This window comes from Virgifigura deserti (genome assembly GCA_003576685.1).
Lineage (GTDB): Bacteria > Pseudomonadota > Alphaproteobacteria > Dongiales > Dongiaceae > Virgifigura > Virgifigura deserti.
In genome coordinates, this window is sequence record QOZR01000007.1 from 175,603 (window position 1) to 198,616 (window position 23,014).

19 protein-coding genes and 1 tRNA gene are annotated in these 23,014 nt (G+C 65.6%); 10 read left to right on the forward strand and 10 right to left on the reverse strand.

Translation table 11 applies throughout. The features are described from left to right. Positions 1-94: 94 nt before the first annotated feature. From DT069_RS13935 to DT069_RS13945, 3 genes are all read left to right on the forward strand, one after another. Complete coding sequence (locus DT069_RS13935; RefSeq protein WP_119460915.1) at positions 95-1,153, forward strand: ABC transporter ATP-binding protein; 1,059 nt, start codon at positions 95-97, stop codon at positions 1,151-1,153. Continuing rightward, positions 1,150-2,295, forward strand: a complete 1,146-nt coding sequence (locus tag DT069_RS13940) for an alpha/beta hydrolase (RefSeq protein WP_119460916.1) — start codon at positions 1,150-1,152, stop codon at positions 2,293-2,295. The genes DT069_RS13935 and DT069_RS13940 overlap by 4 nt, the downstream gene beginning before the upstream one ends. 111 nt (positions 2,296-2,406) lie before the next feature. Beyond that, positions 2,407-2,483: transfer RNA gene (locus DT069_RS13945), tRNA-Arg, on the forward strand. Here the strand turns inward: DT069_RS13945 and DT069_RS13950 are convergent. After that, positions 2,454-3,143 carry a recombinase zinc ribbon domain-containing protein gene (locus DT069_RS13950; protein ID WP_162913190.1) on the reverse strand — a complete coding sequence of 230 codons (690 nt, stop codon included), beginning with the start codon at positions 3,141-3,143 and terminating at the stop codon, positions 2,454-2,456. The genes DT069_RS13945 and DT069_RS13950 overlap by 30 nt on opposite strands. A gap of 38 nt (positions 3,144-3,181) precedes the next feature. Here DT069_RS13950 and DT069_RS13955 point away from each other — a divergent pair, with 38 nt between their 5' ends. Next, positions 3,182-4,282: an SAM-dependent methyltransferase gene (locus DT069_RS13955; RefSeq protein ID WP_119460918.1), complete on the forward strand. Its 1,101-nt coding sequence runs from the start codon at positions 3,182-3,184 to the stop codon at positions 4,280-4,282. Positions 4,283-4,334: 52 nt separating this feature from the next. On the opposite strand, the gene DT069_RS13960 is transcribed toward DT069_RS13955, so the two are convergent. Further along, a complete protein-coding gene (locus DT069_RS13960) occupies positions 4,335-4,853 on the reverse strand; it encodes a DUF1499 domain-containing protein (RefSeq protein WP_162913191.1) in 519 nt (172 codons plus the stop codon). Between the two features lie 223 nt (positions 4,854-5,076). Between DT069_RS13960 and DT069_RS24650 the strand changes: the two genes are divergently transcribed. After that, positions 5,077-5,541 (forward strand): DUF2141 domain-containing protein, encoded by a 465-nt coding sequence (locus tag DT069_RS24650; RefSeq protein WP_162913192.1) that lies wholly within the window; start codon positions 5,077-5,079, stop codon positions 5,539-5,541. An 11-nt stretch (positions 5,542-5,552) separates the two neighbouring features. Here the strand turns inward: DT069_RS24650 and DT069_RS13970 are convergent, their stop codons facing one another. Beyond that, positions 5,553-7,019, reverse strand: a complete 1,467-nt coding sequence (locus DT069_RS13970; protein WP_425450232.1) for an aldehyde dehydrogenase family protein — start codon at positions 7,017-7,019, stop codon at positions 5,553-5,555. Positions 7,020-7,121: 102 nt separating this feature from the next. Between DT069_RS13970 and crtI the strand changes: the two genes are divergently transcribed. From crtI to DT069_RS13990, 4 genes are read left to right on the forward strand one after another with little or no spacing between them, the layout of a single operon-like run. Continuing rightward, positions 7,122-8,630: a phytoene desaturase family protein gene (gene crtI / locus DT069_RS13975; RefSeq protein ID WP_162913193.1), complete on the forward strand. Its 1,509-nt coding sequence runs from the start codon at positions 7,122-7,124 to the stop codon at positions 8,628-8,630. 8 nt (positions 8,631-8,638) lie between these two features. After that, positions 8,639-10,207 (forward strand): phytoene desaturase family protein, encoded by a 1,569-nt coding sequence (locus DT069_RS13980; protein ID WP_119460921.1) that lies wholly within the window; start codon positions 8,639-8,641, stop codon positions 10,205-10,207. 21 nt (positions 10,208-10,228) lie between these two features. Beyond that, positions 10,229-11,023, forward strand: coding sequence for a lysophospholipid acyltransferase family protein (locus tag DT069_RS13985; RefSeq protein ID WP_119461035.1), 795 nt, complete (start codon positions 10,229-10,231; stop codon positions 11,021-11,023). Continuing rightward, entirely contained in the window at positions 11,023-12,174 is a 1,152-nt protein-coding gene (locus tag DT069_RS13990; protein ID WP_425450233.1) for a glycosyltransferase family 2 protein, read from the forward strand. Before DT069_RS13985 ends, DT069_RS13990 begins: the two co-directional genes overlap by 1 nt. A gap of 282 nt (positions 12,175-12,456) precedes the next feature. Here the strand turns inward: DT069_RS13990 and DT069_RS13995 are convergent, their stop codons facing one another. Further along, positions 12,457-12,933: an organic hydroperoxide resistance protein gene (locus tag DT069_RS13995; RefSeq protein WP_119460922.1), complete on the reverse strand. Its 477-nt coding sequence runs from the start codon at positions 12,931-12,933 to the stop codon at positions 12,457-12,459. Positions 12,934-13,380: 447 nt separating this feature from the next. Continuing rightward, positions 13,381-13,638 (reverse strand): DUF1127 domain-containing protein, encoded by a 258-nt coding sequence (locus DT069_RS14000; RefSeq protein WP_119460923.1) that lies wholly within the window; start codon positions 13,636-13,638, stop codon positions 13,381-13,383. Positions 13,639-13,773: 135 nt separating this feature from the next. Here DT069_RS14000 and DT069_RS14005 point away from each other — a divergent pair, with 135 nt between their 5' ends. Further along, positions 13,774-15,282 carry a winged helix-turn-helix domain-containing tetratricopeptide repeat protein gene (locus DT069_RS14005; protein WP_119460924.1) on the forward strand — a complete coding sequence of 503 codons (1,509 nt, stop codon included), beginning with the start codon at positions 13,774-13,776 and terminating at the stop codon, positions 15,280-15,282. A gap of 56 nt (positions 15,283-15,338) precedes the next feature. Here the strand turns inward: DT069_RS14005 and DT069_RS14010 are convergent, their stop codons facing one another. From DT069_RS14010 to DT069_RS14030, 5 genes are all read right to left on the reverse strand, one after another. Next, the gene (locus tag DT069_RS14010; protein WP_119460925.1) at positions 15,339-15,731 is read right to left on the reverse strand and encodes a GFA family protein; all 393 of its coding nucleotides are present in this window, start codon (positions 15,729-15,731) and stop codon (positions 15,339-15,341) included. A gap of 18 nt (positions 15,732-15,749) precedes the next feature. Then, entirely contained in the window at positions 15,750-16,118 is a 369-nt protein-coding gene (locus DT069_RS14015) for a hypothetical protein (protein WP_119460926.1), read from the reverse strand. Between the two features lie 415 nt (positions 16,119-16,533). Beyond that, the gene (locus DT069_RS14020; RefSeq protein WP_119460927.1) at positions 16,534-20,259 is read right to left on the reverse strand and encodes a hypothetical protein; all 3,726 of its coding nucleotides are present in this window, start codon (positions 20,257-20,259) and stop codon (positions 16,534-16,536) included. A 1,036-nt stretch (positions 20,260-21,295) separates the two neighbouring features. After that, a complete protein-coding gene (locus DT069_RS14025) occupies positions 21,296-22,057 on the reverse strand; it encodes an ABC transporter permease (RefSeq protein ID WP_119460928.1) in 762 nt (253 codons plus the stop codon). Next, positions 22,054-22,980: an ABC transporter ATP-binding protein gene (locus DT069_RS14030; RefSeq protein WP_119460929.1), complete on the reverse strand. Its 927-nt coding sequence runs from the start codon at positions 22,978-22,980 to the stop codon at positions 22,054-22,056. Before DT069_RS14030 ends, DT069_RS14025 begins: the two co-directional genes overlap by 4 nt. Positions 22,981-23,014 lie beyond the last annotated feature (34 nt).

Here is a 23,014-nt window from a genome sequence, read left to right on the forward strand (position 1 = left end):
GGCTCCGCAGGCAACCGCTTCCGCCGCCGCCGCCCGCACCCCATATGTCAGCTGCATCCGCGTCTGTCGAAGTCATATCCGCCCGATTGTCCTGATGTCCAGCACAGCCATCTCCCGCCCCGATCCCGTACTCGCCGACACGCCTCCGATGCCGGCGAACGCGGTCGAAATTGCCGGTCTCAACAAGGTCTATGGCGGCGGACGGAAGACCGGGCCGGGAAAGCGGGCGCTGATCGACGTGAATCTCGAGATTCCCCGCGGAAGCCTGTTCGGCCTGCTGGGTCCGAACGGGGCCGGGAAATCGACGCTGATCAACATCATGGCGCAGCTTGTCAATAAGAGCTCGGGCACTGTCCGGATCTGGGACGCCGATCTCGACCGGTCGCCGCGCGCCGCGGCGGCGGCCATCGGCGTCGTGCCGCAGGAGCTGAACATCGATCCGTTCTTCACGCCGGCCGAACTGCTCGATCTGCAAGCGGGACTCTATGGCGTGCCGAAGCGGGAACGGCGGACGCAGGAGATTCTGAGCGCGGTCGGCCTCGCCGACCGGGCGACCGCCTATGCGCGGACGCTGTCCGGCGGCATGCGCCGCCGTTTGATGGTGGCCAAGGCGATGGTGCATCGGCCGCCGGTCCTGGTGCTCGACGAACCGACCGCCGGCGTCGACATTGAGCTGCGCCAGCAGCTTTGGGAGTATGTCCGAGGGCTTGCCACGGCCGGCACGACGGTCCTGCTGACGACGCACTATCTGGAGGAGGCGGAGCAGCTCTGCGACCGGATCGCGATCATCAACCACGGCCAGGTGATCGCCTGCGACACCACCTCCGCGCTGCTGCGCCGACTCGACCGCAAGGAACTGGTGTTCCTGACGGCCACGGACCTGCCGGGGATTCCGGCGCCGCTCGCCCGCTTCGATGCCGAACTCCAGGGTCCGCGGCGTCTTCTGCTGCGCTACCAGCCGAGCCGGACCCGGATCGGCGAGATTCTGGCGGCGGTGCAGACGGCCGGGCTCGAGGTCGTCGACATGACGACGCTGGAAACCGATCTCGAGGACATCTTCCTGCAGCTCACCCGCGGCGCGCATGCCGGAGAGTCGGATCCGGCAATGGCGGCAGATCGGCGCCCGCGCGTCGGGCACGATATCGACGGATGAGACGCCTGATCGGGTGTCGCGGCGCGACAGCCGGTGCAGCGCTCGGACTGCTGCTTGCCCTTGTTCTCGGCGCCTGCGCGCCGCGCGTTCAACCGATCGCGGTCGGCACACCGACGGCGACGCCGCACGTCACCGAGGATCGGCTTGTCATGAACGACGGCGTCGCGCTGCCGCTCCGGCGCTGGCTGCCGGAGGGCGAGCCGCAGGCGGTGATCCTCGCCCTGCATGGCTTCAATGACTACTCGAACGCCTTCACCAAAACGGCCGCGTACTGGGCCGAGCACGGCATCGCCACCTATGCCTACGACCAGCGCGGCTTCGGGGCGACGCGCTATGTCGGCCTGTGGCCCGGTGAGGATAGGCTGATCGAGGATTTGCGAACGGCGGCGGCGCTCCTGCACGCCCGTCACCCGGATCTGCCGCTCTATCTCCTCGGCGAGAGCATGGGCGGCGCCATCGTCATGGCTGCGGCGACATCTTCGGCCCCGCCGGACGCAGACGGAATCATCCTGGCCGCGCCGGCGGTCTGGGGCCGCGAGTTGCAAGGGCCGTTTCAAAGCGCGCTGCTGTGGCTGACCGCCCACACCGTGCCCTGGATGACGCTGACCGGCGAGGGGCTCGAGATCTGGCCGTCGGACAATATCGAGATGCTGCGCGCACTCTCGCTCGACCCGTTGGTCATCAAGGAGACGCGGGTGGACACGATCTACGGCCTGGTCAACGTCATGGACCGGGCCCTGGAAGCCGCGCCGGAGCTCGACGGGCCGGCATTGATCCTCTATGGCAGCCATGAGGAGGTGGTGCCGCCGGAAGCGGCGCTCGCCATGCTGCGCCGTCTGCCGCCGAACCCGCCGGCCGAGCATCGCATCGCCATATATCCCGACGGCTATCACATGCTGCTGCGCGACCTCCAGGCCGAGGTCGTGCGCCACGACGTCCTCGCCTGGATCGCCGATCCGGAGGCGCCGCTGCCCTCGGGCGCCGATCAGGTCGCGGCCGCCGTGCTCGCCTCCGACAGCGACAGCCTGGCGCTCACCGACGACAAGGCGGTGCGGGGCAAGCCGGTGGCGGGACCACCCGCCAGCGGCACGGACGAAGGAACGCGACAGGCCTCCGACGGCGCTTGGTGGACGGCCCGATAGCGGAGCGCCCGGAAGATTAAAGGCAGATGCAGACATGCTTTGCGCCGGCGGCGCCGATGCAGTATGGTGCCCTCCGATTCAGCCCGCCGCCCCGCGGCCGGGCCTGGGCATGCACCCGTAGCTCAGCTGGATAGAGCGCTGCCCTCCGAAGGCAGAGGTCACACGTTCGAATCGTGTCGGGTGCGCCAATTCTGAACAAAAGTGGGCACCGCGGCGGCAGGGTCCGCTGCCAGCTCTTCGGCGGCATTGGCGAGAGCTGTTTTCGGGCCGCGAATCCGTATTTCTTGCCGACCGATGGTAATTCGGTCGATGAATGACCGCACATACGGACGAACGAGTTGATGGCCGAGAAGGCGCTTAATCAGAAGATCATCCTTCACGGTATTTCCACTCTCGAGAAGCCTGTAAAGGTTATTTATCTTCGTTTCGCAGCTCGCTAACTGCCGCTTGAGCGAGTCGACCTCGGCTGTCGCCCTGCTCCGTAACCCGCTCCGATCTTCGAGAACCTTGCCGATGATTGTGCGAAGCCGATTAGGCCGCACGATCCGACCGAGGAAGTGCTTGATGACGATGTCGTCGATTTTGGCCATCGGGTAACTCTGCCCTGAGCATGCCGTAGTGCCCATACGCGCGCGGCTGCAGCAGGTGTAATAACGATATCGACCGCCTTTGCCCGTGCGAAGTGTCATCGCACCGCCGCAGATCTCGCATCGAATCAGGCTCGCGAGAAGGATCGGGCTGCTCGTCGTCCGCGGTGGCGTCACGATGGGGTTTTGGCGCTCGAGCTTTTCCTGTGCCCGTTCGAAGCGATCGGGCCGGATGATTACCGGGCACGGGACTGGACGCACTACGCTTTGTTCCCGATCTCAGCGGGAGTTTACGAGTCATGGCGTCGCGCTTGCCCGCCTTGCTGTCCTACATCGCTGGACGCGTCGTCGATCGGATGGCCGGGACGCGACCCGTGCGGAGCCTGGCCCGGCTGCGCGGTCGGCGGGCGGTGCAGCAGCGGGAGCAAGTGGAGCGGTCGGTGCAGGCCCTTCTCGAATCGGTCTGGACCGCCAATGCCTTGGCCGCAGCGGCCGAGACAACGCTGATCGAGGATCTCGGCCAAGCGCGGCCGCTGACCTTACTGGCGGCGCGCGCCGGGCTCCCCACGCCGATCGCGGAGGCCGTTCTCGATCTGCTCGTCGCCCTCGGATTCGCGCGTCGATCCGGCGATTCGTTCGAAGCTGCGCCGGGTCTTCGGCCCTTCGCGAATTCGGAAGGTGCGGCGGCGTTGCGCGCGACACTTCGCGCCGGACTGCTCCAGAGCCGGGATTTCCTCGACCGGGCCAAGGCCGGCGACCTCGACCTGGGCGGCTGGCGCCATGCCGATCCGGAGCTCATCGAGGCGCAGGGTGCGCTATCGGCCGCGATCGCCGAAGCGGAGATGGAGAAGCTCGCGCTACTGCCCGGCTTGGTGCCGCGCCTTGAGAGTTCCAATGCCGCGCTGCTCGATGTGGGCGCCGGCGCGGCCGCGCTCAGCGTTGCATTCTGCCGCCGGTTTCCCCGTCTGCGCGTTGTCGGGCTCGAGCCGGCGCCGGCGTCTCTCGCAATCGCGCGCCAGAAGATCGCCGAGGCTGGGCTCACGGCGCGGATCGAGCTGCGCCGGCAGAGGATCGAAGACCTCCGGGACCGCGCGGCGTTCGACCTCGCGGTGGTGCCGCAGATGTTCCTATCCGACGCCGTCGTAGAGCCAGCGCTGCGCCGCGTCCATGGCGCGCTCCGGCCGGGCGGCTGGGCGCTGGTGGCGACGATGAGCGGGCCAGGCGCGGACCGGGCCTCCGCGCTCGCGCGCCTGCAGAACCTGCTCTGGGGCGGCCATGTCCGCTCCGGCGCCGAGCTCCGTGCGCTTCTCGCACGGGTCGGCTTCGCGCCTTTGATCATGCCGCGGTCCGGTCCGGGGGTGCGGACGATTTGCGCGCGCCGCCCGCCCGCGCCGCGCTGAAGCAACGTCGGGCCGGCGTGCAAGGCGGCCAACAAATCGTCCGCGGAGGTGGTTAGGTGCCGTCACTCTCGGTCGTGATCTCAGCCGCGATCGCGCCGAGCCATCGCTCGACACGGTCACGGTTGGTCCCGAAGTCCCAGAGCAGACCGTAGTCCGAGCGACTGTAGACGGCGAGGGTCGAACGCGTCCTGTCCAGGGGGATGAACTCAATCCAAATAGTGTCGGGAAAGCCCGCCCATGGCGTGCGCTGCTGGTAGACAAGCTGCCCGCGCCCGCCCGGCTCCGCAGCATGCAGCAGCAGCGTGCGCGGCTGCGCCTGGATCGCTCGGCGCGTTGCAGCCGCCAACTCATGCGCCGCGACGTCAAACGCCGGGCTCATCATGTCGGCCTCCGCCCTGCAATAGTCCGGTGGGCAGGCAAGCGCATCGTTCAAGAGCCAGGTGCGTTCGGCGGTCCGAAGGTCCATCGGGTCGCGCTCCGGAGTGCAACTCGCGGCGGCTGAAGCGACCAGGACAAGAGCCATGAACAGGACGAGGCGACGCAAACGGACCGTTATCGACGACAGTAACATGGTGGCTCCTGTGCTCAGTGCCCACCAAGGCGGCGCGGATCGAGCCGACGGCGTCATGCGCTGGATACGCCAGCTACGGCCCTGCGGTGGCGCCGGACGTCCCGTTGAAATCGGTGGTGCCAGGACACATAATCTGCAGGAAGGCGCGGCAACTCACCAGGGCCGGCGAAAGCGCGGGCCAAGGGCACCTACACCGCCTGACCCGGGCTGTGAGGGAAAGAGCATGCGTTTCGACCATCGCAACGTCAGGTTGGCGGCCGCCGGCTTCGCCTCGATGCTCACACTCTTGGGTGTGGCGGCAGCGTCGGTCGCCACGGCCGGGTCTCCGGTGACGGTCGACCTCCGCGGCCTCCGCGACCGCGGCGGCGACATCCTCGTCGCCCTGTGCTCGTCCGCGACTTACAAGGCCAGGGCCTCCTGCGAGCTGACGCAGCGGTTTCCTGCCGCGCGGCTGAACGGGCCTTTCATTCTGCAGGCACCCGGGCCTGGCCGGTATGCGCTGCTGATCCTTCACGACGAGAATGCGAACGGCAAGCTGGATGCCAACTTGGTCGGCATGCCGACGGAAGCATATGGCTTCAGCAACAACCCGTCGAAGCGGCCCGGTCGGCCGAGCTTCGCGGAGGCCGCTTTCGAAGTAGGGAACGAGCCGATTCGGCTCCGCATAGAGCTCGTCCATTGGCCGTGACCAAGTGAGGCTCAGCGCATTCGTCGCGCCAAACGCCGCACGAGTTCGGCCCAGGCACGCCATCGGCCGGCTCCGTCGCCATGCAGGGCGGCGATCAGTGCCGCGTAGATCTCGGCATCGTCGTCACGAGGCGGATCGAGATGTGACGGTCGCAGGAGACGCCCACGCCGCGTGATCGCCTTCACCGCAGTCATCTCCAACAGCCCCTCGGGACCGCGGGTCACCCCGAAGCCGCTCGCCGCGCGTCCACCGAACGGCAGGCGGGGATCGGCAGTGGGCACGATCACATCGTTGACGGTGACCGCCCCGGCCTCGATCCGCCGCGCGAGCGCGTGGGCCGCGCGCGGGGGGCCGAAGACCGAGGCGCCGAGCGCATAGGGACAGTGCCTATCGAGGCGTAGCGCCTCCTCAACGCTGTCCACGGCCACGAAACTGAGCACCGGCGCGAACACGTCCTCACGCAGCAGCGCCAGATCAGTTCGCGCCCCCTCGACCAGCACCGGGCGAAAACCTGCGTCCACACCTGCGGTGGCGCGGTGCAGGTGGCAGCCGGCGCGCTCTGCCTCTGCAAGCAGGGAATCGAGATGCACCCGTTTGGCGGCGGGGAGAGGCGCAGGCGGCAGGTCCGCAAGCTTCCCGCGCAGCCGCTCAAGGAGATTGGAGACCGCGCCGGAGGCGGCGAAGACTCGCCGCGGCGCGATGCAGGTCGCGCTTCCATTGAGCCGCAGTCCATAGAGCAGCGCCGCCGCGGTGAGGTCGAGGTCGGCGCCGGGCAGCACGAACGCCGCATCGCTCCCCGACAGCTCCATGACTGCGGGGATTGGCCGATTGCCGCTGGCGAGTGCCCGTGCCACGGCTCCCCCTGTTTCGGCCGACCCGGTGAGGATCACCTTAGCGATGCGTCCGGTTGCGATCGCTCTTTCAGCCTGGGACCGATTCTCACCGAGCAGGGTGAGCAAGCCGTCCGGAAGCCCCGCGGCGTCGAGCAGTTCGGCCAGGCGCAGCAGCGGCCCAGCGCAGTTCGGCGCCGGCTTGGCGAACACCGCATTTCCGGCAACGAGCGCTTGGAGAATCTGCACGCCCGCCAGAAGCAACGGGTAGTTGGACGGGGCCAGGATCAGGACCACACCGAGAGGCTCGCGCCGGACCTCCGCGCGTGTGCCGAACAGCCAGAGGGGACGGCCGCGCGATCCGAGCCGACGGGCGGCAAGAAGCCCCGCCGCACTACGCTCCAGAAAACGGCAGGCCTCGAGCAGCGGCAAGACCTCGGCGACCATCTTGTCGCCAGCGCGCCAGTCGGAACGCAGGGCGGCCAGATCATAACCCAGGACCGCGGCGTCGGCCGCCAATGCCGGCCGGAGGCGCCTCAGGATCTTGAGCCGTGCCGCCACTGGACGGGCGGCCCAGGCCGTCTGCACGGCCTCAGCGCGCTGGATGGCCGCAAAAATTTCGTCGGGCGCTGGAACCTTTTGGCGCACGATCTACTTTCCTGCCCGGAGCGGCGCGCCGGAGACTGCCACCCCGGAGGGACATCCCCGGATGGCGGCCATCATGGACCACGTGCAAACGGGGGTGGAGTGATGCGGCACGTCGTCATTGTCGGAGCGGGGCCGGGTGGCCTGGCCACTGCCATGCTGCTCGCAGCGGCGGGCGCGCGGGTGACAATCCTCGAACGCCAGCCGCGCCTCGGCGGGCGCTCGGGTACGATCGAGGCTGATGGCTTCCGGTTCGACATAGGACCGACCTTCTTCCTCTACCCGCGCCCCCTTCAGGACATCTTCCGAGCCTGCGGTCGCCGACTGGAGGAGTGTGTCGATCTCCTTCGCCTCGATCCGCAATATCATCTCCGTTTCGAGGACGGCCAGGAGATTCACGCGACCAGCCAGCTTGAGCGCATGCAGGCCGAGATTCGACGCTTCGCACCGGCGGACGCTGAGGCACTGCCGCAGTTCATGGCCGACAATCGCCGCAAGCTCGCGGCGTTTCGGCCGGTCCTGGAGCGACCCTTCACCAGCCTGAGCGCCTTCCTGGACCCCGCCGTGATCAAGGCGCTTGCCCTCCTTCGGCCGACGAGGAGTGTGGACAGCGACCTGACCCGCCACTTCAAGGACTCGCGGGTGCGCCTCGCCTTCTCCTTTCAAAGCAAGTATCTCGGGATGTCACCCTTTCAATGCCCGAGCCTCTTCACGATCCTGTCCTTCATCGAGTACGAGTACGGCGTCTTCCATCCGCGCGGCGGGTGCGGTGCGGTCATGCAGGCGATGGCGGCTGCGGCCGGCGAAATGGGGGCCGAGATCCGGCTGGCCGACCCGGTGCAGGAGATCCTCTTCAAGGGACGAAGGGCTGTGGGCGTACGGACCGAGGCCGGCACCGAGCTACGCGCCGATGCGCTCGTCCTCAATGCCGACTTCGCCCACGCCATGACAGCGCTGGTACCCGACCGGCTCCGTCGCCGCTGGACGAATCGGCGGCTGGCCGGCAAGAAATTCTCCTGCTCAACCTTCATGATGTATCTCGGGGTCGATGGCCGGTTTCCGGATCTCGCCCATCACACGATCTGGCTGGCGCATGACTATGCGCGCAATATCGCCGAGATTCAGACCGGGCGGAGCCTGCCGGTCAATCCGTCATTCTACGTGCAGAACGCCTGCGCGACCGACCCCGGCCAGGCGCCAGACGGTTGCAGCGCGCTTTACGTGCTCGTGCCGGTCGCGCACCGCACGCCGCACATCGACTGGGCAGCGCGGCGCGCCGAGTTCCGTGCGCTGGCCTTCCGGCAACTCACGCGGATAGGCCTGCCGGCAGACCTCGAGCGGCGCATTCGGTTCGAGCGCATCGTGACGCCGGCTGACTGGGAGCAGGACATGGCCATCCATCGCGGCGCGACCTTCAACCTGGCCCACTCGATGGATCAGATGCTGCATTTGCGGCCTCACAACCAGTTCGAGGACCTCGAAGGTGTGTATCTCGTCGGCGGCGGGACCCACCCGGGCAGCGGACTGCCCGCCATCTTCGAAAGCGCGCGGATCACCGCACGCCTGGTGAGCGGGAATCTCGGCCTCGGACAGCTGAGGATGGCCGCGGAATGAGGCCCGCGATGGACGAAAGCGGGCCAGGGCCGGTACCGGTCGGCGTCATCGGCGGCGGCTTGGCGGGGCTTGCCGCCGCCTGCACCCTGGCGGCGCGCGGGTACCGTGTCGTGTTGCTCGAGAAGAACCCCTGGCTGGGCGGCAAGGCGGCGGCCCTCGAGTCGGACGGCTTCCGCTTCGACATGGGACCAACCATCCTTACGGTGCCGCGCGTGCTGCGGCGGATCTTCGCGGAAGCCGGGCACGACCTCGACGACGTGCTCGCCCTCGTTCGCCTTGACCCGCAGTGGCGCTGCTTCTTCGATGACGGCTCGGTTCTCGACTTGGTCGAGGACGTCGAGACGATGGCGAAGCAGATCCCCGCCCTGGGCGGTGCCGCGACAAACGCTGCGGCGGGCTATCGCGACTTTATCGGCCTGTCCGAGCGCCTCCACGGGATCTCGGAGCGCTTCTTCTTCTGGAAGCCGGTGGAGGACATCCGCGACACGCTCGACCTCGGCAAGAGCCTAGATCTCTCGATCCTGCGCGATGTCTTGAGCCTGCGCTTCGGCATGTCCGTTGCATCGGTGATCCGACGGCGGGTTGGCGACCCCCGCGTCGCCCAGATGCTTGACCATTTTGTGCAGTATGTCGGCTCCTCGCCTTATGGTGCCCCCGCCGTGCTCTGCTCCATCGCCCATATGCAGACGGACGGCGGCGTGTGGTACCCGCGCGGCGGCACACGGGCGGTGGCGGTGGCGCTAGAGCGCCTTGCCCGCGCGCTGGGGGTCGAGGTCCGGACGGACGTCGGCGCGACGCGCATTCTGCACCGCGGAGGCGGCGTCGCCGCGATCGAGACCGACCAGGGCGAACGGATCGAGGTCACGGCCGTGGTGTCGAACATGGACAGCGTGCGCACCTACCGCGAGCTCGTCGGCGGCGAGCCCGCGCGGGGCTTTCTGCGTCGGCGGCGGAGGATCGAGCCGGCCTGCTCCGGGATCGTGCTCTATCTCGGTCTCGATCGCGGCTATGACCACCTGCTGCACCACAACTTCGTCTTCTCGAACGACCCGGAGGAGGAGTGTGACTGGATCTATCGGAAAGGCGAGCCCACGCCCGATCCCACCTGCTACCTCGCGGCTCCGGCGCGCACGGAGCCGGCTGTCGCGCCGCCGGGCGGCGAGGCCCTCTATGTCCTCGTCCATACGCCCTACCTGCGGCCGCACCACGACTGGACGGCGATGCTCCCCGCCTATCGCCGGATCATTCTGGACAAGCTCGCGCGGACTGCAGGCTTGCGCGATCTCGAGGCACGGATCCGCTTCGAGCGTGCGCTTACGCCGCAGGACATTCATGACCGCTACCGCGTGCTGGACGGCGCGATCTATGGGCTGGCGAGCCATGGCCTTTTCTTTGGCGCCTTCAAGCCGGGCAACCGCAGTTGTCATCTTCGCGGGCTGTATCTCGCGGGCGGCGCGGCCCACCCCGGACCGGGCATGCCGATGGTGTTGATGTCGGGTTGGATCGCCGCCGACGCGCTCGACCGCGACCGCGGCGGCTCCGGCGCCGCCGAAATTGCCTCGGAGACGGCAGTTTAACCGAAGGTGAAGGTCCGGACGGTGGCAGCAGCACAGGGCAATTCGGCAGTGGATCCGCGACATCAGCGCTCACCGCGTTTCGTCCGCTATTTCACGCGCTACACGCGCCGGTACGTCGGCCGCAGCTTCCACGCCGTCCGCGTCAGCCGCGATAGCCTGCCCGAGCTGCCGCCGGGCCGTCCAGTGATCGTCTACGCCAATCACCCCTCCTGGTGGGATCCACTCATCGTCCTTCTGCTGACGGACCGCTTCTTCGCCGGCCGTTCGGCCTACGGGCCCATGAACAGCGAAACGCTGAAGAAGTACGGCTTCATGCGGCGGCTCGGGGTCTTCGGAGTGCGGCAGAACTGGCTGTGGAGCGGAGCGCAGTTCCTGAAGCTCGGCGAGGACCTGCTGCGCGACCCCGCCGCGCTCCTGGTGGTCACGGCACAGGGTCGGCTCGTTGACCCGCGCGAGCGTCCCGTTCTACTGATGCCCGGCATTGCCTATCTCGCGCGCCGCGTCCCAGCCGCAATCCTGCTGCCACTGGCGCTTGAATATCCGTTCTGGGATGAGCGCTATCCCGAGGCGTTGGCACGTTTCGGCGCACCGGTCCTCGGACATGACCGAATGCCGGCGCGGCTGCTCCCGCTGCTCCAGCGCCATCTGGAGGAGGCGATGGATGTCCTCGCGCGGGACGCTTTGAGCCGTGACCCGAGCCGCTTCCTGCCGGTTCTGGAGGGCAGCATCGGTGTGGGCGGAGTCTATGACGTGTGGCGGCGCGCCCGGGCCGGCCTGCTCGGGCAATCTTTCAGGCCGGGGCACGGGGACCGCTGATGATCGAATTCCTCGCCTGGTGCGCTCTTGTCCTGGCCGCCCTGCCTGCCGCAGTCGCGGCGATGAACCTCTTTTTCTACCGGCACCCGCGGCCGGCGCCCGCCGTTGTCGGCGACGGAGCGCGGCCCGCAGCGATCTCGATGCTGATCCCCGCCCGTGACGAGGCGGCACAGATCGGCGGCGCGCTGCACGCGGTGCTCGCGAGCACCGGTGTGGATCTGGAGGTCGTGGTGCTCGACGACCATTCATCGGATCGCACGGCCGAGATCGTGCGCGCCGTAGCGGCGGTGGACCCGCGGGTTCGATTGGCGATGGCCCCACCTTTGCCCACCGGCTGGTCGGGCAAGCAACATGCCTGCCATCGGCTCGCCGGTCTCGCACACCACGAGCTGATGCTCTTCGTCGACGCCGACGTCCGGTTTGCGCCGGACGGGCTTGCGCGCGTCGCGGCCTTTCTTCAGGCTCGTCCTGTCGTCGCCTTGGCCAGCGGCTTCCCGCATCAGGTAACGCGGACCCTGGCGGAGAAGCTGGTCGTACCGATGATCCTCTTCCTCCTGCTCGGCTATCTTCCGATGCCGGGCCTGCGCTGGACCGTATGGCCCGCCTTCGGCGCGGCCTGCGGTCAGCTCATTGCGGTGCGCCGCGCCGCCTACGAGCGCGCCGGCGGTCACGCTGCCATTCGGTCGTCGTTGCATGACGGGCTGACACTACCACGCGCCTTCCGCCGTTGCGGCCTGCGGACCGACTTGTTCGATGCGACCGAAATCGCATCCTGCCGCATGTACGAGGGCGCGCGCGCCGTATGGGCCGGGTTTTCGAAGAACGCGACGGAGGGGATGGCGACGCCCGCGGCCCTGCCGGTCTGGACCGTGCTCCTGTTCGGGGGGCACGTTCTGCCGTTTCTGCTCGTCGCTGCGGCGTTCCTGCTTGATTTGCCGCCGGGCGTGCTGTTGCTGGCCCTTCTGGCCACCGGCCTGTCGCTTGGCCTGCGGCTCGCCCTGGCGCTGCGGTTCCGGCAGTCCTGGCTCGGCGCCGTCCTGCATCCGCTGGGCGTGCTGGCAACCCTTGCGATCCAGATCTCGGCGCTGGCCCGTGCCCTGCGCGGTGCCCCGCCGGTGTGGCGCGGCCGATCCTACCGGTTCACTGAGTGATGATCCGCGGCGACGGTGCCTCGAAGGGACGCGGCGGTGAGGATTCGCCCGTCGACTTCCGGATGATTGCTACGCCTTTGCGTCCGCATGTCCTTGCGGTCTACGCCCTCGTCTTCGGACCGTCCTTACCGGTTGTCGTCGACCGGGCGCGATTGCCTAAGGCGCGTCACGCCTCTGACCAGCTGTGTGTGGCATTGTCTGGTCAGGTGCGGGAGCACTACCCTTTGCGTCGCGAGGACAGCCTCCAACCACGGCGGGGCGGCGCCAGCCTACTCCCTCGGTTTACCCGGTGGGAGAATCCGCCGACGCCAGACGCAGCCCATCCGGTTGCGGCGGTGCTGATGTTTCCGTACGGAGCGTGACCGGCAGGTTGTCGCGCGTGGCCTTCGAATAGGGGCAGGTTGCGTGCGCTGCCTGCATCAGCGCTTCTGCATCCGCCTGCTCTAAACCCGGCAGGTAGCCGACAATCACCGTCGATAAGACATACCCCTCGCCGTCCTTACCGATGGTGACCTCGGCAACGACGGACATATCGTTCAGGGCGAAGCCGCGCCGGCGTGCCTCCAGCCGCAGGCTGGACTCGAAGCAGGCGGCGTACCCTGCGGCGAACAGCTCCTCAGGGTTGGTGCCAAACGCCTCGCCAGGCCCGCCAAGGGCGCGCGGCATGACCATCCGCATCTCCAGAACGCCATTGGCGGATTTCACAAACCCCTCGCGACCGCCGCGGGCCATGACAATGGCAGTGTGCAACGATTTCATTCCGTCCTCCCAGCCTGCCGTGCAACAGGCGGTCAACAGGCTGACAAGGCAAAGGTTCCCTCTGATTGCTGCGGTCGCCAGCAGGGCCGTGGCGATTCCTGGGGATCAGGCCTTGGCACCCAGGTGCAGATTGGCTCGGATATTGATTCGATCGTCCGCCACTAGAGGATTTGGTCTCATCGGAGGCGCCAAAGACCGCCGATAGCCCTCTATGGTACGATATAGCCGCCGATTACCGCCGATTATACGCTACAGCTTGACGTGGTGGAATTTCAGTCAATTAGCATCTCGGATCGCACTGCCCGACGCCTAACCAGGCGCCATAGGAACCTACGACGTAAAGGTTCTGCTTTGCCCGCGAGACGGCGACATTGAGGATGTTCGGCGTTCCGGCGGCCCAGCTTCTCGCACCGGTCTGAGATGCTTTCGGCGCACCAAGGACGAGGATTATCGTCGCCAGAAGGGCTTGGCGATCTCTGCCTCGACCTGCCGTCTCGTCAGACCGATATCGTCGATCAAATGGCGATTGGCCTTCGACATTTGCTCAAGTTTCCTGCGAAAGCGTATCCGTTCGCGCCAGGTCGCGATAATCCTTCGCAAGGTCGCCAGGCTGTAGCGCCGACGCGACACTTCCGCCGGCCCCACGGGCGTTCCCGGCCGCGCTGCCTGATGCGGGGCCGACGCAAAAGCGGGAGTATCGTTCATGGCAACCTCCATCTGGTTCGAGGGTCCGGGAGGCCTCGACCTGAAAGAGGATGAATTCTGCAGGATACGAACAGCGTCGTAATTAAGCTCTCCCAAATAGTTCTCAAAAGTTCCAAACGGACTATGATGCGCCGTATGCAGGGATCGCGCTTTGCCTTTGGTCCGTTCGTGCTTGATTCCGGAGCGGGAACGCTCCTTCGGAACGATGTCCCCGTTGCCGTTGGCTACCGCGCGCTAAAGCTGCTTGCGGCGCTCGTCGGACGGCCCGGCGAAATCCTGGGCAAGGCCGAGTTGATGGACGCGGCGTGGCCGGGCATGGCCGTCGAGGAAGGCAACCTCACCGTCCAGATCGCGCTGCTGCGGAAGCTGCTTGGTCCGGCCGCCGATGGCGGTGAATGGATCGCCACGGTTCCGCGCGTCGGCTACCGCTTCACGGGGGCCGTCGAACAGCTCGGTGGCGCGAAGCGAAAACCTTTGCCGCTGCCCAGCAAACCATCGATAGCCGTGCTGCCTTTCGTTAATGTCAGCAACGATCCCGAGCAGGAATCCTTCGCGGATGGGTTGACTGAAGACCTGATAACCGACCTGTCCAGGATCTCCGGCCTGTTCGTCATCGCGCGCAACTCGGCCTTTGCCTACAAAGGAAGGGCGATGGACGTGCGCGAGATCGCACAGGATCTTGGCGTACGCTACCTGCTGGAGGGTAGCGCAAGACGCGCCGCGGGGCGCGTGCGCATCAACGCACAGCTGGTCGACGCGGTGAGTAGCGATCATTTATGGGCGGAACGCTTCGACCGCAGCCTCGAAGATATCTTTGCCGTTCAGGACGAGGTGACGGCTAAGATCGTGGAGGCGTTACTCGGTCGGCTGCGCGCACCGCCGCCGCGCAATCGGCCCAAAAATCTCGAGGCTTACGATCTCTGCGTGCGGGCGCGCAAGCTGATCGATGAGTCGCCGCAGACGGCACGGGAAGCGCATCTGATGCTCACGCGCGCGGTTTCGCTCGATCCGGGATACGCCGAGGCCTATCGCTGGCTTGCCATGAACCACTGGATGGGATGGGTGCATTGGGGCGAACCAATTGAACCTAACCGTAGCGTTGCTTTGGAACTGGCGCGCAAAGCTGTAGCGATCGATCCCAACGATGCTGGCTGCCGCTGGGTCCTGGCCTACCTGCTTGCATATGACCGCAGCTTCGCCGAGGCGGATGCGGAATTCGCCAAGGCGATCGAGCTCGACCCGAATGAGGCCGACACCTGGGCGACATTATCCGACATCGCGGTCTTGGCCGGGCGGATCGAGGAGGGCCTTGAGCACATTCGCAAGGCGTTCCGGCTGAACCCGTTTCCGGCAAGTTGGTACTATCTGACGCTTGGCCAGGCGCAATATGCGGCCGGCGAGTACGAGGCGGCTGTCGAGACACTGCGCAGGGACGAGACTTATCGTACAAGCTCACGCCGTTTCCTGGCGGCAAGCCTTGCCCAGCTGGGCCGGCTCGACGAGGCGCGCGCAGAGGTCGAACTGTTCCTCGTCGGCAACCCGCATTTCACAACCTGCCACTGGGCCACGACGGAGCCATTCCGCGACGCTGCGACGCTTGAGCATTTCATTGATGGCTACCGCAAGGCCGGTCTTCCGGAGTGATGCGCCGGCCTGATCTCCCAAATGGCCATTCGATCCGAAAGCTGCCGGTCGGCGACCTACTCCTCAAAGCGACCCGTGGCGTCACGATCGCGGTCGTATCGTCTCTTGAGCGGAAATGGCGGCAACCAGGACTCGCGACGGATGATCCAGCTTTCGTAGGTTGGCATCAGTTGGTCAGGGGCATCCAAGGATCCTAGGTTCACTTCGATTTCGTCTGCGCTGCGTGCGAAAACGGAGGAGCCGCAGCGGGGACAGAAAAACCGCCCGACGTAGTCGCGTGTTTCGCCATCGATCGTCACCGCATCCTGAGGGAACACCGCGGAAGCGTGAAAAAGGGCCCCATGATGCTTGCGGCAGTCGAGACAGTGACAAAGGCCGACCCGGTATGGGAGTCCCGACGCCACAATTCGGACGTTGCCGCACAGGCAACCGCCGGTGAATCGGTCCATGCTGCGTCTCCTCTAAAATCAAGCGGTCGGAATGGTTACGACGAACAGCATTGTCATTGCAATTGCCCGCTGCAGGCGGGGATGCGTCGTTCTTCCGTAGCGGGCGATAGCGATCATCGCTTCCAGGCGAACAGAGCCTATCAAATAACACTCCTGCAACATCGGAGCGTTTGGGTGGTTCGCGTAGCACACAAAGCTCCGCACCATAAACAGGCCCGCACTCATGGCTATGCCCGCAGCCGCTCGCGCCAAGAAACCCCTCGCTTCAACTGCATAGTCCCCTACGGTGACGGCGGACGGAAAGGAAAAACTAGGATGACTGTCGCGGAAGAACATCTGATGGCCTGAACGGCTCAGCTGCGTGGCCGAATGGTTCTGTTGGTCCAAGTTCGAGAGCTCGGCCGAGGAGTCCGTCCATTATAGGTCAGCGGCAATTGCGCCTCATTGATACCCACTTGGGCAATGCCGCATATGGCGAAAGAACACGTCTCGTTCCGAAATTTTATTTTTCTTTCAATGTGTTCCGTCTGCCTCTCAGGCCAGATTTTAGAGGGCTATAGCGTAAACGTAGTTCTCACCATCACCCGAGCCGGTGCGCCGATTTTCTCAAAGACTTAGGCGGGCGCACCAGCGGGCGTGACGCTTTAGCAACCACCAGATCGCGATTTCCGCGCCGCCAGTGGTCTGTGCAACCGGATCGGCTGGGCGATCAGCGCGCTGCTTCTATCCCACCCAAGGCGCGGGCTCAGAATATGCGAGCCAAGCGGATCGGCCCGGGATCGCGTTTCACCTGGTGCAATCGTTACACCGGGAATGCCGCGGCCGGAACGGTAGACCAGTCTATGCTGACCGCCACCTCGCACGGCGGAAGCAGAGCCAAGGGGCTCGCGCCCGCGGCGACTGGGTCGTAAGCGTAGATCCGCTCCCGGTTCAGGTAGAGCTCGTGCGCCGGGAAACCGTCATGCTGCCCGTTAACGATATAGAGCGCCGGCATACCACGCCGCTGCCAGAGAACGATGTTAATGGTTGCATCGATCGCGGGCGAGAACGGCACCAGTGGATTGGGACCCGCGGCAATCAGGCGAACCAGGAGCGTTTCGTCGTCGATCCGGGTTGCGACGGCGTTGAGATTCTCGACCGTGCGCGCCAGCGTGTCGTGGTTCGTCGACTGAGCACCGGGCTTGAGCCGGTGGAACCAGCCCGGCTGTCCGGGGACTTGCTCCGTATCGCTATCGTCATAGGCCGTGGTCTGGCCCCAGGCGAAGGACGGCTCGCCGACAATTGCAGAGGCGCGTGCCGGATCAAGGCTGACGACCAGCGAGATTTGCCCGCGGTGCGTCCCGTCCGAATAGGCGAAGTCGCGACCGTCGCCACCGAAGGCGCCCGGCCCGTAGTTGATGATCTCCGACGGGATGAACATACGGTACCGGATGTCGACCTCAGCTAAGGGGGGCGCAAAGGCGTCGGTCGCGCGCCCGGCCGGCGGCGCGGCGGCAACCTGGGTCAGCACGTCCGAAATCCCGGAGAATGGGTCTGTCTGGCGCCGGAAGGTGTCGACCTGGAGCGATCCCGACCCCGACCGTGAGGTCGGCGTGGCGCTGCCCGATGTCCCGCTGCCGCTCGCAGCACTCCCGCTCGTGCCACCACCGCTCGTCCCGCCCCCGGCTGCGCCGCCTCCCAGTGTCCCGCCCGCTGCCGGTGTCGCAGACTGCGTCCGGGGCGCTCCCGCGCCATCGAGCTTGCCCGCCTCATTGAGCACGGCACCCTGATTGGAGATGTTGCTGCCGCTGCCGGTGCCGCCGGCGGACGGGATCGGGACGCCGAGCGCGGCGCCGGCGGCGGCGGTCAGCAGCGGCATCACCGTCTTCAGCATCTCTATCTGGTATTGCGCCGCGGTCGCCATGTTGGCTCCAGCCTGGCTGCCGGCCGCGCTTGCAGCCTGCGCAGTCGTCTGGAGCCCGGCTTGGGTGAGGCCGATCGTCTGCGCGAGGCCGCTCATGTCGCGGAACATGCTGCCAGCGGTCAGCGCGTTAATGATGGCGCCCAGCCCCTGTGGGTCGGGCAGTGCCGTCGGGTTGACGATATTCACGAGCGGCTGGTCGAGCTGGCCCGGACGGACGTCCGCGTCGGTTGCACGGCTGCCGGCCTGGAGCGCGGCGATATCCGGCGCCGCAATCGGGATCGGCGAATCCTGCCAGTTCCAGAACCGGGTCATGTCGAGCTTCTCGGCGGCGTTGAAGCGGCCGAGCACCGCTTCCGCGAAGACTCCGCCGCTGGGCAGCGGTACCGTCTCGTGCGTCGTGCTTCGCGGATCGTCGAAGCCATGGGCCGAAAGCCAATCCTGCCAAGCCTTGGCCGCGGCGGCGTTGCCCTTGTCGACGTTCAGCCGAAACGCGAGATAGTTGCCCGCGACCGCCACCGGGACCGGATCGATCTGCTGCAGCAGCGGTCGGCCGTCATAGCGGTAGGGTGACAGCAGCAGGAAGACGCTCGCGGGGCTGAGGCTCATCCATACCGCCTGACTGTAATGGACGGCGTTGTCCTCCAGATATCGCACCACGGTCTGGGCCAACCCGACTCCGCCCGAAACCACGGTGATGACAGGCATGTCGACATATTGCCGATAAGCCTGCACGCTGCCTTCGTCCCACTCCGGGGCGCGTTCCTCCCGCAGAAAGTTCTGGTAGCCGTCGCCGACCCGGCCGTTGACGACATGGTTGAAGCTGGACGCGCCGAACCTCAGCTTGAGCGTCAGCCGCACTGGCTGGATTGGCCAATTGTAATGATTGTATGAGTCCTCGCCGAAACGGAAGTCACGGAAGGTGACCAGGATCGAGGCGACGTCGCCGAGCGCGACGGCGTCCTCGAGGGTCGTCGTCAGGGTGACTTTGCCGTCGCCGGGAAGCTCCCGGCGGCTGCCGTCACGCAGCACGATGACCGCGCGCTCGACATCCGGGCCGGAAAACGGCCCCCCGCCGACCTCGAGCCCTACCAGTTCGGTTTCGGTCGGCAGCTTCCAGTTGCCATCAATGTCGGTCGTGATGGTTCGTCCCACAGCGACACGCGCGGCGTCCAGGAGGATCTGCAGATGCTCGGGATCCTCCGCACGAGGATGACCAGGCGCCCAACTGCCCGTCTCCTGTCTCAGATCGACTAGGTCACTCCCCTCCAGAAGCGCCCGCTTCATCGCACCGTCCGGCGTTGCCGCCACCAGCGCCCGGAGATGGCGGTGGATGAGCGCCGGCGTCCATGTCCGGATCACCTTCATCGGGACGAACAGGCACTTCGTCACCTTGGCGACATGCGTCGACACCCGGTAGATCTGCACGACCTCGTAATACTGCACGGACAGCGCGTGCATATGGTTGTAGTTGGTGATGGCGCGGGTGCTGATGGCCTCACTCTCCGATTGCGAGATCTCCTGCACGATCGAGGCGCGGCGGTTGCGCGCCGAATTGGCATGCTGCTGGGTCCGGTCTGTGATCGTCTGCGACAGCGAGGCAAACAGCTCGCGGTTTCCGGAAGAGCCGGAGACGGCGAAGGTCTGACCGAAGCTCGTCGACTCGCCCTCGCTGTAACCGCCCGACGACGTCAGATTGCCACCGCCGCCGCTGCTCCCGTAGCTGACCGACCGGTTGGAACTCTGGACCGTTGAGAAGCCGCGCTGGGTCTCGTTGGCGACAGCATCCGTGACCTCGTTAATCGCTCGCCCATGCCTTGCGACATTGCTCAGCTGCTCGGTCTGCTGGATGTCCTCCGCCGTCCGCACGCCGGCCTGCCGCGACCAGTCGATCATGGCGATCCGCGTACTCTCGCCTGGCGCCAAGGCGACGGAATGCAGCAGATTACCGAGGGCGACACCCTGCGCATACCATGCCTGCTGCATGGTGACGACGGCACCGGTCGCCGGCTGACTGAAGCCGTCCAGGCTCTGATCGGCGAGATCGATTGGGGCGTCGATGTCGCGGTCGGCGGCGCCTGGGATGTTGTCGATGAAGACGGCGGTGTAGAACACCTTCTCGGTCGGATATTCGCCCGATTTCGGCAGCAGGTCGGGCGGCGCCTCGGGATCGAAACCATCCGCCAGTTCCGGCAACAGGACGTGGTGCAGAATCTTCTCCGCGGCCAGATAAGGAGGCCAGAGCGCCAGATCCCTGACCGTCGCCACGGAGAGCGCCTCGGCCAATGTAGGGCCGTTATTCGGGCCGATGCCGTCCAGCACAGCGATCGGCTGCTCGCCTAGCGTCGCCACATCGGGAGTGCCGGCCGCGGCGTCGATCATATCGGCGGTGACGCTGCCGAAACGGCCGAAGACATTCGCGTTCGATCGGGCAACCGCGGACATCTCGGCCGCGTTCCGGAAGATCCGGGACGTCGCCAGATCGAAGATCGTGAAGATCTGGAGGGACTTCAGCCGTTCGGCGGCTTCCACGCTGACGCCGAGAAGGATCGTGATGGGTGACTGGAGCAAAACCCGGGGCTCGAGATGGGCCGACGCGGTTCTGACGAAACTCCCAATTTCGATCACGGCTGCTGTCCCCCTGAATGACAATGCTCGCCAAAGCGGCGTCTCCCGCCCTGGACGCTTTCCTAGAGCTTTTACCAGGATCGCCTAAGTGAGGTTCTTCAACAACATTGATCGTGATTGAAAGGCATTCGACAGACAACATCTATGCTGAATGCATCTTGCCGCCCTTTCGGTCGTGCATCACGCCAAGGCGATAGGGTAGAGCGGAAGATGGCCGGCGCGATGTCTGGTACCGCTGTTCTGCACGATTCGGGGGCGTAGCAAGCTTATAATGTGGCCGCCATGCAGCACTGAGGTGCGCTGATAAGGCGGCACATCGCCCGCGTCCACGCATGCCACCCATTACGGCCAATCCCCGCGGGGCGGAAGCCCGGCGATGACCCGCCATGTAGTTCGCCCGGAGTTCTTACTTCGGAGTTCTTATTATAGGAGATCAGGTTGTGTAGTTCTGATTGCGCCGCCGTCGTCGCTCCATTTGCCCCGCGAACGTCATCCCGTTGCCCTGCGGACGTCGCTCCCTCGGCTTGATGATCGAGCCGCCAAGAGCCAAACGCGAAAAGCTGTGGATGTGCGGTACTCGTCATCGTAAAGCACGGCATGGTGGTCGATCCCCGCACACTGCCCTCCGTGATCCCATTGAAGCGGAGCCGGGCGATTGACGATTACGCCGAGATCTTTCAATTGCGTGATCGACTCCCGTATCGTGCGCCGGCGAAGAGCGAGAAAGCGAGCGGCTTCTGCTATCTGATCGTACTGGGACTCTGAACGAGTATCGTGCAGCACCCATCCGCCTTGCGAGCGCCAGCGATCCAGGGCAATCAGAACGCGGAGATCAGTGCACCGGATGCGGCTGTCGAGCATGGCTGCGACTGTGACGTACGACTTGGCCTGGATGGGAAGCTGATAGACGTTTCGGAACCAGTGGCCGCTGGACGCAGCACGCTTCCTGACAGAAACAAACTCTTGGTTCAGGCTGTAAATCGTAAGGGCCCGGTCGTACCGCGCCCGCGTCGCTTCAATGTGATCGGATCGCGTTCTAGCTCTTGAGCCGGTACCCCGTCTTGAAGATCCACCCCACGACCGCCAGGCATATGCCCAGGAACAGCATGGTCATGGCGAGGCTCGCCCCGATGCTCACATCGGCGATCCCGTAGAAACTCCAGCGGAAGCCGCTGATCAAGTAGACCACGGGATTGAACAGCGTGACGGTCTGCCAGAAGGGCGGCAGCATGTCGATCGAGTAGAAGCTGCCACCGAGGAAGGTCAGCGGCGTGACGATCAGGAGCGGCACGAGCTGCAGCTTCTCGAACCCCTCGGCCCAGATGCCGATGATGAAGCCGAAAAGACTAAAGGTCGCCGCCGTGAGCAGGAGGAAGAAGAGCATCCAGAAGGGATGCGCGATCTCGAGCGGCACGAACAGCCCGGCGGTCGCCAGGATGATCAGGCCGAGGATGATCGACTTCGTCGCCGCGGCGCCGACATAGCCGAGGACGATCTCGAAATAGGAGACGGGCGCCGACAGAAGCTCGTAGATCGTTCCCGTAAACCGCGGGAAATAGATGCCGAAGGACGCGTTCGAGATGCTCTGCGTCAGCAGCATCAGCATGATCAGTCCGGGCACGATGAAGGCGCCGTAGCTCACCCCGTCGATTTCGCTGATGCGCGAGCCGATCGCCGCGCCGAAGACGACGAAGTAGAGCGACGTCGAGATGACGGGCGAGACGATGCTCTGCAGCAGCGTCCGCCAGGTTCGCGCCATCTCGAACAGGTATATCGCGCGCACCGCTCGAAAGTTCATCGCCGTTCCCTCACCAGACTGACGAAGATCTCCTCCAGAGAACTCTGCTTCGTCTGAAGGTCCTTGAACCGTATCCCCGCGGCGTTGAGGTCTTTCAGCAGTGCGGTGATGCCGGTTCGCTCGCCCTGCGTGTCGTAGCTGTAGACCAGCTCACTGCCCTCGGCCGCAAGCTCGAGGCGGTAGGCGGCGAGTTCGGCCGGCACGTGATCGAGCGGGCTCTGCAGCTGCAACGTCAGTTGCTTCCGGCCGAGCTTGCGCATCAGCTCGGCCTTCTCCTCGACCAGGATGATCTCGCCCTTGCTGATCACCCCGATCCTGTCGGCCATCTGCTCGGCCTCTTCGATATAGTGCGTGGTGAGGATGATGGTCACTCCGGTTTCGCGCAGCGCCCGCACCACACCCCACATGTCCCGCCTCAGCTCGACATCGACGCCGGCCGTCGGCTCGTCGAGAAAGAGGATCTGCGGCTCGTGCGACAGCGCCTTTGCGATCAGCACCCGGCGTTTCATGCCGCCGGACAGCGTCATGATCTTGCTGTCCTTCTTGTCCCACAGGGACAGGTCCCTGAGCACCTTCTCGATGTGGCCGGGATTGGCGGGCTTGCCGAACAGCCCGCGACTGAAGCTGACAGTGGCCCAGACGGTCTCGAACGCATCGGTCGTCAGTTCCTGCGGGACGAGACCGATCCTGGACCGGGCGGCGCGGTACTCCGTGATAATGTCATGGCCGTCGGCCAGAACCACGCCCTCGCTGGGATTGACGATCCCGCAGATAATGCTGATCAGCGTCGTCTTCCCTGCGCCGTTGGGCCCTAGCAAGGCGAAGATCTCGCCGCGGCGGATCTCCAGATTGACGTTTCTGAGAGCCTGGAATCCGGAGGCATAGGTCTTGGAGAGATTGGAGACGGAAATGACGTGTTGCATGGGAGCGATGATAGCCGATGCGAAAGACGGTTCA